This is a genomic window from Roseomonas sp. 18066, assembly GCF_902706185.1.
Lineage (GTDB): Bacteria > Pseudomonadota > Alphaproteobacteria > Acetobacterales > Acetobacteraceae > Pseudoroseomonas.
Genome location: NZ_CACSJM010000005.1, coordinates 46501 through 62123, shown reverse-complemented (window position 1 = coordinate 62123; position 15623 = coordinate 46501). Strand labels below are relative to the sequence as shown.

Sequence of the window (15623 nt, the reverse complement as noted above, 5' to 3'; positions counted from 1 at the left end):
ACATTTTCTGTGAATGAGAGCTATGCGTTCAGAATTTCGCTGAGCGGAAGTGGAGGCTTTCAATGCCGCCGGTTTGGCCCGGAAAATGGAACATCCGCGCGGGCTCGCCGCGGTGAGCGAGACGGCTGGTGCGGTGCAGCGCGCTTTCGGCCTGCTGCGGCTGATCGGCGAGAGCGGCCCGGGCGGGCTGCGGCTCACCGCCCTGTCGGAAGCCGCCGGCCTGCCGCGGCCGAGCGTGCACCGCATGCTGCGCAGCCTGGTCGAGGAAGGCGTGGTCGGCCATGACCCGCGCAGCAAGCGCTACACGCTGGGGCTCGACCTCTTCGTGCTCGCCGCGCGCGCCGGCACGCCGCATGGGCTGCGCGAGATCGCGCGGCCGGTGCTGTTGCGGCTGACGGCGTCCTTGGGCGAGACGCTCTTCCTGCTGGTCCACAACGGCTACGACGCCGTCTGCATCGACCGCAGCGCCGGGCCCTTGCCGATCCGCTCCTTCACCGGCGATATCGGCGGGCGCGTGCCCCTGGGACTCGGACAAGGCGCCAGCGCGATCCTCGCCTTCCTCCCCGAGGCCGAACAGGAAGAAATCATCCGCCACAACCTGCCGCGGCTGCGGCAGTTCGTCGGGCAGGACGAGGCGGCGCTCAGGGCCGAGCTGCTGCAGATCCGCGCCGATGGCCATGCCGGCGGCGCCACCGGGCTGATCCCGGGCATGGCGGGGCTTGGCGTGCCGGTGCTGGACCGCCAGGGGCGGGCGCTGGCGGCGATCAGCGTCGGCACCACCACCGACCGCCTGACCGCCGAGCGCCGCGCCGTCATCGCTGTTCTGTTGCGGCGCGAGGCGGCGGCGATCGCGGCGCAGGTCAGCCCCTTCGACCCGGTGCTGCGCCGCGCCGCCTCGGCGATGGAGTTTGGCTAGCGCGTGATCGTCTGCGGCGCGCTTCGCCGCAGACGTGAATCACCCGCTCAAACTAAACCGCCAATGCCATGCCGTCGCGCTGCGGGTCGGCGCCGCCGGTGATGACGCCGTCCTTCACCAGCAGCCCATGCGCCGCGCCGAAGGCATGGCTCTGGTAGGACCGCGCGACCGGATAGCCCATCGCCTCCAGCGCCGCGGTGACGCCATGCGGGATGCGGTTGCTGACATCGATGGTGTCGCTCAGCGCGACGATGCGCGGCGCCGCCACGGCCTCGGCCATGCTCATGCCGAAATCGACGACATTCATCAGCGCCTGGGCGATGGCCGGCACGATATAGGTGCCACCCGGCGCGCCCAGCACCAGGCTGGGCCGGTCGCCCTCGAACAGCATGGTCGGCGCCAGGGCGCTGGCGCGGCTCTTGCCCGGCGCGATCGACGCCGCCCGCCCCGGTCGTGGGTCGAAGCCGCTCATGCAGCCATTATACATGAAGCCCATCCCCGGCGTGATGACGCCCGAGGGAATCCCCAGCGTATGCGTCAGCGACACCGCATTTCCGTCCTTGTCGATGACGCAGACCACCGTGGTGTCGGGCGGGTCCTTCGGTTCTTCCGCGCGGATCACATGCGCCTTCTCGCCGGAACGGATGCGCGCTGCCAGCGCTGCCGCGTAATCCGCCGACAGCAGCCGGTCCAGCGGCACATCGACGAAGTCGGGATCGCCCATATGCGCGTCCCGGTCGATGGTCATCCACTTCATGGCTTCCGCCAGGATGCGCAGATGCTCCGGCCCGTTATGCGGCAGGCTGGCCAGGTCGAAATTCTCCAGGATCTGCAGCAGCTCCAGCAGCGAGCCGCCACCCGCCGGCGGCGGGTTGCTGGCGATGCGATGCCCGCGATAGCGGCCCCAGACCGGCGCCTTCTCGCGCACGCGGTACTCGGCAAAATCCGCGGCGCGCAGCAGGCTGCCGCCGCGCTCCAGGTCGGCCACCATCTGGAGCGCCAGCTCGCCGCGATAGAAGCTCTCGGCGCCACCTTCGGCCAGCCGCTCCAGCGTGCGCGCCATCTCCGGATTGCGCAGGATCTCGCCGGGCTTCTTCATCCGGCCGTCGGGGCGGAAATAGACCTGCCGCCCGGTCTCGCTGAAGCGCAGCTTGTCCTCGACATTGACCTGGCCATCGCCATGATGGTCCAGCGCCCAGTAGTAATGCATATAGGGTCGCACCAGCACGCCGCGATGCGCCTGCTCGATCGCCGGCCGCATCACCTCGGCCAGCGGCAGCGTGCCGAAGCGCGACAGCGCCTCGCAATAGCCCGCGACATTGCCCGGCGCGCCGATGGCGCCATAGCCGCAATCATTGCTCTGGTCGTCCAGCAGGAAGACGAAGCCATCGCGCGACTGGCCGATGAACTTCTTTTCCCACATGTCCGGCGTGGCGGCTAAAGGCGCCCGGCCGAAGAACTCCAGCACCGTGTGCACGCCCCGCTGCGGCAGGCAGATCTGCATCGCGCCGAAGCCGGCAATGCCGCACATCTGCGGATCGACCACGCCCTGGCTGAAAGCGCAGGCGATCGCGGCATCCACCGCATTGCCGCCGCGCCGCAACACCTCGACCCCTGCCTCCGCCGCCTCGGGTTGGGCTGCGACCACCATGCCGTTCATCGTCTTCCCCTGTCCGCTCATGGGCGGACATCAAGAGGGAAGAGAAGTCCGAGGGCAAGGCAGGGGCAGGCCAGGGGAATGAATTCCCCTGGACCCCTTCTTCTTTCTGTCAGTGCTGCCGCGCGGCCTTGGCAGCGCGGGACGCCTCAGAAAAACTCCGGAAACGCCTCGCTGATGCGTCGGACCTCTGAAAAAGTCCCCGACAGATGCTGCTGCAGCTGCGCGGCCGCGGCCTCGGGGTCGCCGCCCAGGATCGCCTCGGCCAAAGCCTCGTGCTGGCGCATCACGGCCTCGGCCTTGCCGGGGCTCGGCAGGTGCAGGCGGCGCAGCCGGTCCAGATGGCCGCTGCGGCTGCGCACCAGCTCACGCAGCCGCGGCACCCCGGCGGCGGCATAGAGCGCGGCGTGGAAGGCCTCGTCGGCGGCCGAGAAGCCGGGCGCGTCGCCGGCCGCCAGCCGCGCGCGCATGCGGGCCAGCTCCTGCAGCAGCCCAGCCTCGAAATCCACGTCGCGCGGGCTGGCGGCCAGGCGGCGGACGATCTCCAGCTCCAGCGCCAGCCGCAGGAAGCTGGCCTCGCGGGCGCTGGCCAGGTCGATGCGGGCGACACGGGTGGCCGATTGCGGCACCACCTCCACCAGCCCCTCGGCCTGCAGCCGGATGATCGCCTCCCGCACCGGGGTCTGGCTGACGCCGAAACGCGCCGCCAGCGCCGCCCGCGACAGCACAGCACCCGGCGGCAGCGCCAGCGAGATCACCGCCTCGCGCAGCGACTCGTAGGCGAATTCGGCGGCGGAGGGGCGGCGGCCGAAGCTGGGCAGGGCGTCTTCCGGCCGCGGAACGGCGGCGCGGTCGAGGTCCAGGACAGAGGGGGCTTCGGCGTCTGACATCGTGTTTCAGATGCTTAGCAAAGGGGGCCGCCGGCGGAAAGCTGCCGCTTGACGGGAAAAATCTAATATATCAGTTTTGCGGCCAGGCGGTCCCTGTGCCGCCGACGTCCAAGCAAAGCCTGTGCTCCGAAGGGGCACCATCGAGGAAGCCATCGCATGCTTCGCCTCTCCCGCCGTGGCGCCGCCGCGCTGCTCGCCGGTTCCGGCCTCTCTGCCCTGCTGCCCAGGGGCGCCGCCGCCCAGGCCACCTACCCCAACCAGCCGATCCGGCTGATCGTGCCCTTCTCCGCCGGCACCTCCGACACCATCGCCCGCCTGGTCGGCCAGGGCATGAGCCGCGCGCTGGGCCAGCCGGTGGTGGTGGAGAACCGCGCCGGCGCCGGCGGCAATATCGGCAGCGAGGCCTGCGCCCGCGCCACCCCCGACGGCTACACCTTCTGCCTGGGCACCATCAGCAGCCACGCCATCAACCCGTCGATCTATCCGGTGCTGCCCTACAACGTGCAGCGCGACTTCGCGCCGATCACCCAGCTGGCGGCGCAGCCCAATGCCCTGGCGGTGACCAACAACTTCCCCGCCAAGACCATCCCGGAGCTGATCGCCTATCTGAAGTCGAAGCCCGGCGAGGTGGCCTTCGCCACCTCCGGCGTCGGCACCTCGGTGCATCTGGCCGGCTCGCTCTTCGCCCAGATGACCGGCACCACGATCGAGCACGTGCCGTATCGCGGCAGCGGCCAGGTGACCACGGCGCTGCTGACCGGCGAGGTGCCGATGGCCTTCGACAATCTTTCTTCTGTTCTGCCCTTCCACAAGGAGGGCAAGCTGCGCATCCTCGGCGTCACCTCGACCGAGCGCAACGCCGCGGCCCCCGAGATCGCCGCCATCGCCGACAGCGTGCCGGGCTTCGAGAGCCTGTCCTGGCACGGCTTCTTCGCCCCCGCCGCGGTGCCGCCGGCGATCATCGCCCGGCTGCACCAGGAGGCCGTCGCGGCGCTGAAGGGCCCGCAGGTGGCGTCCCGGCTGAGCGAGCTCGGCATCACCGCCATCGGCAGCACCCCCGACGACTTCCGGACCTTCGTCGCCGCCGAGACGACGCGCTGGGGCGAGGTGGCGCGCAAGGCCCAGATCCGCATCGAGTGATTCTGTCGGCCGGGGTCGCCCTCGAGGGGGCGACCCCGGCCGTTCGATGAGGGGAGGTTGTACGACCTCTGACGAGTGGGCAGACTGGCGTCGCCAGGAACGGACGAGAAAACATGACCATCACCGGCGAAATGCTGATCGGCGCCACGTCGCTTCGCGGCGGCGACCGCCCCATCCATGCCGTCGAGGCGGCCACCGGCCAGAAGCTGGAGCCCGGCTTCGGCGGCGGCGCGGCGGCCGATGTCGAGCGCGCCTGCGCCCTCGCCTGGGCGGCCTTCGACACCTATCGCGAGACCAGCCTCGAGACCCGCGCGGGCTTCCTCGAGGCCTGCGCCGAGGCGATCCTCGCCATCGGCGACGAGCTCGTGGAGCGCGCCTGCGCCGAGAGCGGCCTGCCGCGCGGCCGCATCGAGGGCGAGCGCGGCCGCACCGTCGGCCAGCTGCGCCTCTTCGCGGCGATGCTGCGCGAGGGCTCCTGGCTGGAGGCCCGCATCGACCCGGCCCTGCCGCAGCGCCAGCCGCTGCCGCGCGCCGACCTGCGGCTGCGGCAGATCCCGCTGGGGCCGGTCGCGGTCTTCGGCGCCTCGAATTTCCCGCTGGCCTTCTCGGTGGCCGGCGGCGACACGGCCGCGGCGCTGGCCGCCGGCTGCCCGGTGATCGTCAAGGCGCATTCGGCCCATCCCGGCACCTCGGAACTGGTCGGCCGCGCGCTGCAATCCGCCGTCGCCAAATGCGGCCTGCCCGAGGGTGTTTTCTCGCTGCTCTTCGGCTCGGGCGCCGTGGTGGGGCAGGGGCTGGTCGCCGATCCGCGCATCAAGGCGGTGGGCTTCACCGGGTCCCGCGCCGGCGGCACAGCGCTGATGAAGACCGCGGCCGAGCGCGCCGAGCCCATCCCCGTCTATGCCGAGATGTCCAGCATCAACCCGGTCTTCCTGATGCCGGCGGCGCTGGAGGAAAAGGCCGAGGCGCTGGGCAAGGCCTTCGTCGGCTCGCTCACCATGGGTGCCGGCCAGTTCTGCACGAACCCGGGCCTGGTGCTGGCCGTCGAAGGGCCCGCGCTGGAACGTTTCCTCGCCGCCGCCTCCGAGGCGGTCGCCGCCGCGGCGCCGCAGGTCATGCTGACGCCGGGCATCCTGCAGGCCTATGAGCGCGGCACCGCCCAGCTGGCCGGCAGCAGCCGCGTGACCAAGCTGGCCGAGGGCCAGCCGGCCAAGGCCTGCACCGGCAGCGCCGCGCTGTTCAGCGCCAGCGCCGCCGATTTCCTGGCCGATCCGCACCTGCAGGAAGAAGTCTTCGGCTCCAGCAGCCTCGTCCTGCGCTGCAAGGATCTGGCCGAGATGAAGGCGCTGGCCGAGAAGCTCGAAGGCCAGCTGACCGCGACCCTGCACCTGGTCGACGCCGACACCGAGGCCGCCCGCGCCCTGCTGCCGACGCTCGAGCGCCGCGCCGGCCGCATCCTGGCCAATGGCTGGCCCACCGGCGTCGAGGTCTGCCACGCCATGGTGCATGGCGGGCCGTTCCCGGCGACCTCGGACGGCCGCAGCACCTCGGTCGGCACGCTGGCCATCAGCCGCTTCCTGCGCCCCGTCTGCTACCAGGACCTGCCCGCGGCCCTGCTGCCCGAGGCGCTGCGCGACGGCAATCCCCTCGGCCTCTGGCGCCGCCTCGACGGCGCGCTGGGCCGGCACTGAGCCTCCAAGACCCAAGGACCCTGCCCATGTCCTATGTTCCCCCGCCCCGCAAGACGGCGGAAGAGCTGCGCTCCGCCCGCTGGTTCGGCCCCGCCGACCTGCGCTCCTTCGGCCATCGCTCGCGCGCCATGCAGATGGGCTACTCGCCCGAGGAATGGACCGGCAAGCCGGTCATCGCCATCATCAACACCTGGTCCGACCTGAACCCCTGCCACACCCACTTCAAGCAGCGGGTGGAGGATGTGAAGCGCGGCATCCTGATGGCCGGCGGCTTCCCGGTGGAGCTGCCGGCGATCTCGGTCTCGGAAAGCTTCGTCAAGCCGACCACCATGATGTACCGCAACATGCTGGCGATGGAGACGGAGGAGCTGCTGCGCAGCCACCCGGTCGACGGCGCCGTGCTGATGGGCGGCTGCGACAAGACCACGCCGGGCCTGCTGCTGGGCGCCACCAGCATGAACATCCCGGCGATCTTCGTGCCGGCCGGGCCGATGCTGCGCGGCAACTGGGGCGGCAAGGTGCTCGGCTCCGGCTCGGATTCCTGGAAATACTGGGATGAGCTGCGCGCCGGCAAGATCACCGACAAGGACTGGCTGGGCGTCGAGAAGGGCATCGCCCGCAGCCACGGCACCTGCATGACCATGGGCACCGCCAGCACCATGACGGCGATCGCGGAAGCCGTGGGCATGATCCTGCCCGGCGGCTCCTCGATCCCCGCCGCCGACGCCAACCATATCCGCCTGTGCTCCGAGAGCGGCCGGCGCGTGGTGGAGATGGTCTGGGAAGACCTGACGCCGGCCCGCATCCAGAGCCATGCCGCCTTCGAGAACGCCATTGCTGTCGCCATGGCCATGGGCTGCTCGACCAATGCGATCATCCACCTGATCGCCATGGCGCGCCGCGCCGGCCAGGATATCGGCCTGAAGGATTTCGAGCGCTACAGCCGCAAGGTTCCCGTCATCGGCAATGTGCGCCCCTCGGGCAGCACCTATCTGATGGAGGATTTTTTCTACGCCGGCGGCATCAAGGCGCTGATGGGCGTGATCCACGAGCATCTGGATCTCAGCTGCATCACCGTCACCGGCCAGACGCTCGGCGAAAACATCGCCGACGCCAAGGTCTACAACGACGACGTCATCCGGCCGCTGGACAAGGCGATCTATGGCGAAGGGTCGCTGGCGGTGCTGACCGGCAACCTGGCGCCGAGCGGCTGCGTCATCAAGCCCGCCGCCATGGACCAGAAGTTCCTCAAGCATTCCGGCCCGGCGCTGGTCTTCGACGACTATCCCTCGATGAAGAAGGCGGTCGACGACGAGACTCTCGACGTCACCGCCGACCATGTCCTGGTGCTGCGCAATGCCGGGCCGCAGGGCGGGCCGGGCATGCCGGAATGGGGCATGCTGCCGATGCCGAAGAAGCTGCTGAAGGAAGGCCATCGCGACATGCTGCGCCTGTCGGATGCGCGCATGTCCGGCACCAGCTACGGCGCCTGCGTGCTGCATGTGGCGCCCGAGAGCTATATCGGCGGGCCGCTGGCGCTGCTGAAGACCGGCGACATCATCGATGTCGATGTCGATGCGCGGACCATCAACATGCGCGTCTCCGAGGAAGAGCTGGAGGCCCGCCGCGCCGCCTGGGTGCCGCCGCCGGCGCGCTTCGAGCGCGGCTATGGCTGGGTCTTCACCAAGCATATCCAGCAGGCCGACGAAGGCTGCGACTTCGACTTCCTGCGCACCGATTTCGGCGCGCCGGTGTCCGAGCCCGTCATCTACTGATCCCGCGACGAGACGAGAAGAAGAACCCATGGCCCTGAGCCCCGAGACCCGCGACAAGCTGAAGCTGGTCAGCACCGCGACGCTCGCCACCGCGCTGTTCAAGCGCGGCTTCCGCAACCAGATGGTGCAGGGCGTCCGCCCGCTGCGCGAGCGCGCCGAGAGCATGGTCGGCGAGGCCTTCACGCTCCGCTACATGCCGGCGCGCGAGGACCTCAATACCCTGGCCGTGTTCCGCGACCCCAACCACCCGCAGCGCAAGGCGGTCGAGGCCTGCCCGCCCGGCGCCGTGCTGGTGATGGACAGCCGCAAGGACGCCCGCGCCGCCTCGGCCGGCGGCATCCTGGTGACCCGGCTGCAGCAGCGCGGCGTCGCCGGCGTGGTCACCGATGGCGGCTTCCGCGATTCCTCCGAGATCGCGACGCTGGACATGCCCGCCTATCACAGCCGCCCCTCGGCGCCGACCAACCTGACGCTGCACCAGGCGATCGACATCAACGTGCCGATCGGCTGCGGTGACGCGCCGGTCTTCCCGGGCGACGTGGTGGTGGGCGATGCCGATGGCGTCATCATCATCCCGGCGCATCTGGCGGAGGAGATCGCCGAGGAAGCCACCGAGATGACCGCCTTCGAGGATTTCGTCACCGAGAAGGTGCGCGGCGGCCAGAGCATCGCCGGCCTCTATCCGCCGACCGACGAGAGCAACCTGGCGGTCTTCGCCGAATGGCGGAAGGCCAACAACCGCTGATCCTGCCCCCGGCGCCGCGGCGCCGGGAATCGCAGAGCGATGCCGCGACTCGCGGCAGACCCCGCTTCCGCCGCGACCCCGCGGCGGAAGCGGTTTGTTTTCAGCCGCCTGCGTCGCGCTTGGCAAACCCCCTCTGATCATCTGGCGAAAACTCTGCAAGGCTCCTCGATCCCCTGGAGGCTTGCCGCATGATCGACCCCGCCCTCGCCGCCCGCATCGCCGCTGCGGTGGACCGGAATTTCGACGCGCAGATCGACACCACCATGCGCTTTTCCGCCATCCCCTCGACCCGCGGCGCCGAGGGCCCGGCGCAGGACATGATGGCCGATCTGCTGCGCGCCCGCGGCTACACCGTCGACGACTGGCAGATCGACATGGAGGACCTCAAGCCGCTGCCCGATTGCGGCGTCATCGAGCATGACTTCTCCAAGGCCCGCACCGTCGTCGGCACGCTGCGCCCGGCGCAGGAGACCGGCCGCTCGCTGATCCTGCAGGGCCATTGCGACGTCGTCCCCGCCGGCCCCATCGAGATGTGGGACAGCGCGCCCTTCGCCCCCGTCATCCGCGACGGCTGGATGTATGGCCGCGGCGCCGGCGACATGAAGTCCGGCACCATCGCGGCGCTCTACGCCGTCGACGCGCTGCATGCGGCGGGGCTGAAGCTGAAGGGGCGGCTGCATTTCCAGTCGGTGATCGAGGAGGAGAGCACCGGCGTCGGCGCCCTCTCCACCCTGCAGCGCGGCTACCGCGCCGATTGCGCCCTGCTGCCCGAGCCCAGCGCCGGCACCATCACCGATGTCTGCGTGGGCGTGCTCTGGTTCCGCCTGAAGGTGCGCGGCATCCCCGTGCATGTCGCCTATGCCGGCACCGGGTCGAACGCCATCAAGGCCGCGTACCGGCTGATCGGCGGGCTCGAGGGCCTCGAGGCGGAGTGGAACAGGCGCGCGGAATCCGACCCGCACTACGCCAGCATCCCGCGCCCGATCAACTTCAACCCCGGCATCATCCGTGGCGGCGACTGGGCGTCGAGCGTGCCGGCCTGGTGCGACCTCGACTGCCGCATCGCCATCCTGCCGGGCTGGGACGTCGCCACCTGCCAGCGCGAGATCGAGGCCTGCGTCCGCGCCGCCGCGCAGAAGGATCCTTTCCTGGCCAACAACCCGCCGGAGCTGGTCTGGTCCGGCTATCTCAGCCACGGCTACGTGCTGGAGAATGCCGAGGCGCCGGTCGACCTGCTGCGCGCCGCGCATGCCACGGTGACCGACGCGCCGCTGGCCAGCCGCGCCGGCACCGGGCTGAACGATGCCCGGTTCTACACGCGCTTCTACGGCATCCCGGCCTTCTGCTACGGCCCGCGCGCCGAGCAGATCCACGGCTTCAACGAGCGGGTCGAGATCGCCTCGATCCGCGACACCACGCGCGCCATCGCCGCCTTCATCGCCGGCTGGTGCGGGGTGGAAGAAGCCTAAGGCGCCGCGACCGCCACGGCGGCCACCGCCGCCGTGGCGGGCAGATGCAGGGAGATCCCCGCGGCATTGGCCAGCACCGCCAGGCCGAAGCCGGCCAGCGCCGCGCCGGTGGCCATGTTGGCCAGCCGCAGCTTGCCGGCGCTCAGCCGGCTGCGCAGGCAGCCGACCACGCCGGCCAGCAGCGTCCACCACAGGCAGGAGCCCAGCGCGACGCCGGCCGCCAGCAGCGGCAGGTCCTGCCACGGCCGCAGCCCTTGCCCCAGGATCGCCGGCGAGAGTGCTGCGAAGCTGATCAGCGTCAGCGGGTTCGACAGCGTCCAGGCCAGCCCCATGCCATAGGCGCGCCAGGGCCGCGTCGCGTGCCCGGTCGCCGCCAGCTGCGGGCGCGAGGTCATCGCCTTCCAGGCCAGCCGCAGCAGGAAGGCGGCGCTGGCCAGCTGCAGCACGCGGCCCAGCGGCGTGTCCACCTGCGCCAGGGCGATCAGCCCGATGGCGGCGATGGCGGCGTAGAGGGTGTGCACCGTGGCGGCGCCGAAGCCGGCGGCCATGCCGGCGCGCGGCCCGCCCGCCAGGGTGCGCTGGATGCAGAGCAGCGCGGTCGGCCCGATCGGCGCCGCGACGGCGATGCCCAGCATGGCGCCGCGCAGCAGCTCGGCCCCGGGGCCCGTGCCCTCGATCATCGGCCGGGATCGAGCCAGGCGCGGATGACCCGGCGGGGTGCGAGCGTCAGCAGCAGGAACAGGAACGGGGCGGCAGGCAGCGGCATGGCATCCTTCCAGCGGGCCACGCTGCTTCTCGCCGGAATCCACCCCCGGCGCGCCTGGCCGACGGCATTCGTGGCGGCGGCGCGGCGGCGCGGCATCCTTCATTTGGTGGAGCGCGTCATCGAAGGATCGTGAGCCGGCGCGGCGGCGATATTTCTACCCGTATTTTGATCGATTCCAGTGCAGGACAGCGAAGTCGCGGACCAGGATAGCGGCCGATTTATTCACGCACATTGGCGTGATCAACGCTGCATCACCGAGAGCGAGGCAATCAGCGCCAGCAGCTCCGACTGCCGCGCCGTGCTGGTCTTGCGGAACACCGAGACCAGCTGGGTGCGCAGCGTCGACAGCGCCACCGGCCCCTGCTCGGCGATGGTCTTCAGCGTGTGGCCGGCGACCAGGCCGCGCACCAGCCGGATCTCGGCCGGGGTCAGGTCGAACAGGCTGGTCAGCAGCGCCCCGTCCGGCGCCCGCAGCGGGCCGATGCCGGTGATCACCAGCAGCAGCCGGGCGCCGGTGAACAGGTCGCGCGCCGCGCCGCGCAGCGGCAGCAGGTGGACCACGCTGGCCAGCCCCTCGCGGTCGCGCAGCGGCAGCGAGCGGGAGGCGACGCCCCCCGCCGACAGCGTCGCCGCCAGGATGCGGCGGAACTCGGCATCCGCCGCGCTGCCCTGCAGCGCGATGCGGTCGCGCGCCAGCGCCAGGATCGCCGTGCTCTGCAGGAAGCCGGCATTGGCGGCGACCAGCCGCTCGCCGGGGGCGACGACGGCGGCCGGCAGGCCCAGCGTCTGCAGCGTCTCCACCGCGGCCTGGGCGCGTTCCAGCCCGAGCCGCGCCGCCATCAGCCCGGCACGCGCCAGATGCGGCCGCAGCGCGTCGATCAGCCGGCGCATCGGCGGCGGGTGCGGCCCGGCCTGGCGCCAGCGCTCCAGGGTGAAGGTGACGAATTCGCCGGTCGGCATCGGGATCATCATGCCGACCTGGAAGCCGAGGCCCAGGCGCTTCAGCGTCTGCTCGACCCAGTCGCCGTCCTTCTCGCGCTCCGACAGGCAGTCATCGGCCAGCAGGAAGCCGGGATCGCCGCGCGCCGCCAGGCGGGAGACGCGCAGATTGCTGCGCCAGGCATCGCTTTCGCAGAATTGCCGCAGCGCCGGCTGCACCAGCGCCGTGCCGCGATGCCGTGGCGGCTGGTCGAGCCGCATCAGCAGCAGCGCGGCGCTGGCGGAATCCGAGCGCTCGCGCAGCGCCTCCAGCGTCGGCTCCCAGCGTTCGGGCAGCAGGGCGGCCTCGTAGATCCGGTCCACCAGCGCGTCGATCTCGGACATGGCCAGGGCGCCCCTCCAGAAGCGCGCTGCTTAGCATGCCTGCCCCGGGCGTCAGCGGGACCGGAGAACACAAGATCGGCAAGGGGAATGATTTTTCGCTTCATATGACAGCGTAGATTCCAAGACTTGCATTGGTCCCTTGGCAAGACCAGCGGCGAAGCCTCGGATGCGCGCGGATTTGCGCGCGGCGCAACTCAGCTCCAGCCGAGGGTGATCCAGGCCAGCGCCAGGTAGCGCCCGGCCTTGGCCAGCGTCACCAGCGCCAGGAAGGGCAGCAGCCGCTCGCGCAGCGTCCCCGCCACCAGGGTCAGCGGGTCGCCCACCACCGGCAGCCAGCTGAGCAGCAGCGACCAGCGGCCGAACTTCCGGTACCAGCGCTGGGCGCGGGCCAGCGCCGCGGGGCTGGCCGGAAACCAGCGGCGGTCCTGGAAGCGGACCATCTGCCGGCCGAGCCACCAGTTCACCACCGAGCCCAGCACATTGCCCGCGGTCGCGACCAGCAGCAGCAGCGCCACGGAGAAGCGCTCGGTCAGCAGCAGCCCGACGAGGGCCGCCTCCGACTGCATCGGCAGGATGGTGGCGGCCAGCAGGGCCGCGGCGAACAATCCGGAATAGGCCGCGAGCTCCTGCATGGCGGGCACCATAGCGGCGATCAAACCGCGCGCTACCCCCCTCGACCCGGCGGCACCGATCTGCTCAATGGAAGCCCTGCAGCCTGAGAGAACAGCATGCCGCTTCGCATCGCCATCGGTGGCTTCCAGCACGAGACGCATTCCTTCGCGCCGCAGCCGACCGTCTTCGCCGATTTCCAGCGCCCGGGCGGCTTCCCGCCGCTGACCCGGGGGGCGGCCATGCCGGCGGCCCTCGACGGCACCCAGACGGCGCTGGCCGGCGCCATGCCGGTGCTGGCCGCGGCCGGGGTGGCGCAGGTGCCGCTGCTCTGGTGCCTCGGCATGCCGGCCGGCCCGATCCAGGACAGCGCCTTCGAGCGCATCGCCGCGATGCTGCTGGCCGACATCTCCGACGCGCTGCTGGAGGCGCCGCTGGACGGCGTCTATCTCGACCTGCACGGGGCGGCGCTGGCCGACAGCATCCCCGATGTCGAGGGCGAGCTGCTGGTCCGCCTGCGCCGCATCCTGGGGCCGGATGTGCCCGTCGCCATCAGCCTGGACCCGCATGCCAATCTGACGGCGGCGATGGTCGAGGCCAGCGACGTGGTCGTGCCCTACCGCACCTATCCGCATGTCGACAAGCGCGAGACCGGGGCGCTGGCGGCGGAGCTTCTCCTGGCGCGCATCGCCCGCGGCAAGCCCTGGAAGAAAGCGTTTCGCCAGCTCGACTACTGGATGGGCCTCAGCGCGCAATGCAGCATGGCCGAGCCGATGCAGGGCATCATGGCCGCGCGCGCTGCCATCGCGCTCGAGCACGGCGTCGCCGAGCTCGGCTTCTGCTTCGGCTTCCCCTATGCCGATTTCGCCGATTGCGGCGTGGCGCTGTCCTGCCATGCCGAGACCCAGGCCCAGGCGGATGCCGCCGCCGACGCGCTGCTCGCCCTGCTGGCCGCGCGCGAATCCGAATTCCGCCCGGACGCCATCCCGGTGCGTGACGCCGTCGCGCTGGCGCTGCACTCGGCCATGGGCGCCCGCCGCCCGGTGATCATCGCCGACACCCAGGACAATCCCGGCGGCGGCGGCCATGCCGACACCACCGGCCTGCTGGCCGAGCTGGTGGCGCAAGGCGCGCGCGGCGCCGTGCTCTGCCTGATCAACGACGCGGAATCGGCCGCCGCCGCGCATGCGGCCGGGCAGGGGGCGGAGCTCGACCTGGCGCTCGGCGGCAAGTCGGACGGCGTGCCCTTCCGCGGCCGCGCCCGCGTCGTGGCGCTGGGCGATGGCGACTTCACCCTGACCGGGCCGATGGGGCAGGGCAACCGCGCCCGCCTCGGCCCCTGCGCCCTGCTCGACTTCGCCCCCGGCATCCGCGTCATGGTCGCCAGCCGCAAGACCCAGGCCTATGACCAGTCGATCCTGCGCCATCTGGGCGTGGACCCTGCCGGCTGCACCATCGTCGCGCTGAAATCCTCGGTGCATTTCCGCGCCGACTACACCCCGATCGCCGAGCGCATCATCATCGCCGCCGCCCCCGGCCCGGTCATCGCCGACCCCGCGACCCTGCCCTTCCGCCATCTGCGCGCCGGGGTCCGCCTGCGCGCCGGCGACCCCGCCAGCACCACCGGAGGCGCCGCATGACCACCGAAACCGGCCGTTTCGCCCTGGGCGATCTTCCTGTCCTGCACGGCGGCACCATCGCTGCCGCCGCGCTCGGCTGGAAGCGCCACGGCACGCTGAACGCGGCGCGCGACAACCTGGTCCTCTACCCCACCAGCTACGGCGCCCAGCACCAGGAGCTGGAATGGCTGATCGGGCCGGACGGCATCCTCGACCCGACGCGGCACTGCATCCTGCAGGTCGACATGTTCGGCAACGGCCTGTCCTCCAGCCCGTCCAACACGCCGGATTATCCCTCGCTGGTCACCGCCTGGGACAATGTCCATGCCCAGCGCCGGCTGATCGCCGAGCTCCTCGGCGTGGAGCGGCTGCACGCCGTCTATGGCTGGTCCATGGGCGCCCAGCAGGCCTATCACTGGGCCGCCTGCTTCCCCGACGCCGTCGGCGCCGTGGTGGTCAATTGCGGCAGCGCCCGCACCGCCATCCACAACCAGGTCTTTCTCCGTTCCCTGCTGGCGGTGCTGCAGGCCGCGCCCGAGCATGCCGGCGACGGCCGCTTCTCCGCCCAGCCCACCGCCGCGCTGCGCGCCTTCGGCCGCATCTATGCCGGCTGGGCCCTCAGCCAGGATTTCTACCGCGCCGGGCTGCATCTCTCGACCTCCGGCGCGCCGGACCTGGAAAGCTTCCTGACCGGCTGGGAAGACCGCTACCTGGCCCGCGACGCCGGCAACCTCTACGCCCAGCTCCGCTGCTGGAACGCCGGCGATATCAGCGACAACCCGCTCTATGGCGGCGACCTGGAGAAGGCGCTGCGCAGCATCAAGGCGAAGGTACTGCTGATGCCGGGTGGCACTGACCTCTATTTCCGCACGGGCGACAACGAGGCGGAACTGCCCTTCCTGCGACAGGCGGAGCTGACGCCCATCCCCAGCATCTGGGGGCACCGGGCGGGCAATCCGATCGGCAACCCGCAGGATATCGACTTCATCAAGGCCGCGGTGCAAAGCTGGCTGGAGTGAGCAA

Annotated in this window: 14 protein-coding genes; 8 read left to right on the top strand and 6 right to left on the bottom strand. The window is 71.0% G+C overall.

Features of this window, described 5'->3' with window-relative positions; genetic code table 11:
- Positions 1-85 precede the first annotated feature (85 nt).
- Entirely contained in the window at positions 86-916 is an 831-nt protein-coding gene (locus tag GVN67_RS02035; RefSeq protein WP_159992600.1) for an IclR family transcriptional regulator, read from the top strand.
- A 52-nt stretch (positions 917-968) separates the two neighbouring features.
- Here the strand turns inward: GVN67_RS02035 and ggt are convergent, their stop codons facing one another.
- Together ggt and GVN67_RS02025 are read right to left on the bottom strand one after the other, a co-directional pair.
- On the bottom strand, positions 969-2597 hold the full coding sequence (gene ggt / locus GVN67_RS02030) for a gamma-glutamyltransferase (RefSeq protein ID WP_235034901.1): 1629 nt from the start codon (positions 2595-2597) through the stop codon (positions 969-971).
- A gap of 125 nt (positions 2598-2722) precedes the next feature.
- A complete protein-coding gene (locus GVN67_RS02025) occupies positions 2723-3463 on the bottom strand; it encodes a GntR family transcriptional regulator (protein ID WP_159992599.1) in 741 nt (246 codons plus the stop codon).
- 156 nt (positions 3464-3619) lie between these two features.
- On the opposite strand from GVN67_RS02025, the gene GVN67_RS02020 reads away from it, so the two are divergent.
- From GVN67_RS02020 to GVN67_RS02000, 5 genes are all read left to right on the top strand, one after another.
- Positions 3620-4603 carry a tripartite tricarboxylate transporter substrate binding protein gene (locus tag GVN67_RS02020; protein WP_159992598.1) on the top strand — a complete coding sequence of 328 codons (984 nt, stop codon included), beginning with the start codon at positions 3620-3622 and terminating at the stop codon, positions 4601-4603.
- A 113-nt stretch (positions 4604-4716) separates the two neighbouring features.
- Complete coding sequence (locus GVN67_RS02015) at positions 4717-6294, top strand: aldehyde dehydrogenase (NADP(+)) (RefSeq protein ID WP_159992597.1); 1578 nt, start codon at positions 4717-4719, stop codon at positions 6292-6294.
- Between the two features lie 26 nt (positions 6295-6320).
- Positions 6321-8069: an L-arabinonate dehydratase gene (gene araD / locus GVN67_RS02010; protein WP_159992596.1), complete on the top strand. Its 1749-nt coding sequence runs from the start codon at positions 6321-6323 to the stop codon at positions 8067-8069.
- A gap of 28 nt (positions 8070-8097) precedes the next feature.
- The gene (locus GVN67_RS02005; protein WP_159992595.1) at positions 8098-8814 is read left to right on the top strand and encodes a ribonuclease activity regulator RraA; all 717 of its coding nucleotides are present in this window, start codon (positions 8098-8100) and stop codon (positions 8812-8814) included.
- 188 nt (positions 8815-9002) lie between these two features.
- Positions 9003-10283, top strand: a complete 1281-nt coding sequence (locus tag GVN67_RS02000; protein ID WP_159992594.1) for an ArgE/DapE family deacylase — start codon at positions 9003-9005, stop codon at positions 10281-10283.
- Here GVN67_RS02000 and GVN67_RS01995 read toward each other — a convergent pair.
- The 4 genes from GVN67_RS01995 to GVN67_RS01985 form a co-directional block, all read right to left on the bottom strand.
- The gene (locus tag GVN67_RS01995) at positions 10280-10963 is read right to left on the bottom strand and encodes a LysE family translocator (protein ID WP_159992593.1); all 684 of its coding nucleotides are present in this window, start codon (positions 10961-10963) and stop codon (positions 10280-10282) included. The genes GVN67_RS02000 and GVN67_RS01995 overlap by 4 nt on opposite strands.
- Positions 10960-11049: a DUF4820 domain-containing protein gene (locus tag GVN67_RS29865; RefSeq protein WP_235034900.1), complete on the bottom strand. Its 90-nt coding sequence runs from the start codon at positions 11047-11049 to the stop codon at positions 10960-10962. The genes GVN67_RS01995 and GVN67_RS29865 overlap by 4 nt, the downstream gene beginning before the upstream one ends.
- Positions 11050-11289: 240 nt before the next feature.
- Entirely contained in the window at positions 11290-12372 is a 1083-nt protein-coding gene (locus GVN67_RS01990; RefSeq protein ID WP_159992592.1) for a helix-turn-helix transcriptional regulator, read from the bottom strand.
- A gap of 194 nt (positions 12373-12566) precedes the next feature.
- A complete protein-coding gene (locus GVN67_RS01985) occupies positions 12567-13004 on the bottom strand; it encodes a YqaA family protein (protein WP_159992591.1) in 438 nt (145 codons plus the stop codon).
- Between the two features lie 96 nt (positions 13005-13100).
- Here GVN67_RS01985 and GVN67_RS01980 point away from each other — a divergent pair, with 96 nt between their 5' ends.
- Both GVN67_RS01980 and GVN67_RS01975 read left to right on the top strand, forming a co-directional pair.
- A complete protein-coding gene (locus tag GVN67_RS01980) occupies positions 13101-14621 on the top strand; it encodes a M81 family metallopeptidase (protein WP_159992590.1) in 1521 nt (506 codons plus the stop codon).
- Positions 14618-15619 (top strand): alpha/beta fold hydrolase, encoded by a 1002-nt coding sequence (locus GVN67_RS01975; protein WP_159992589.1) that lies wholly within the window; start codon positions 14618-14620, stop codon positions 15617-15619. The genes GVN67_RS01980 and GVN67_RS01975 overlap by 4 nt, the downstream gene beginning before the upstream one ends.
- Positions 15620-15623: the final 4 nt, after the last annotated feature.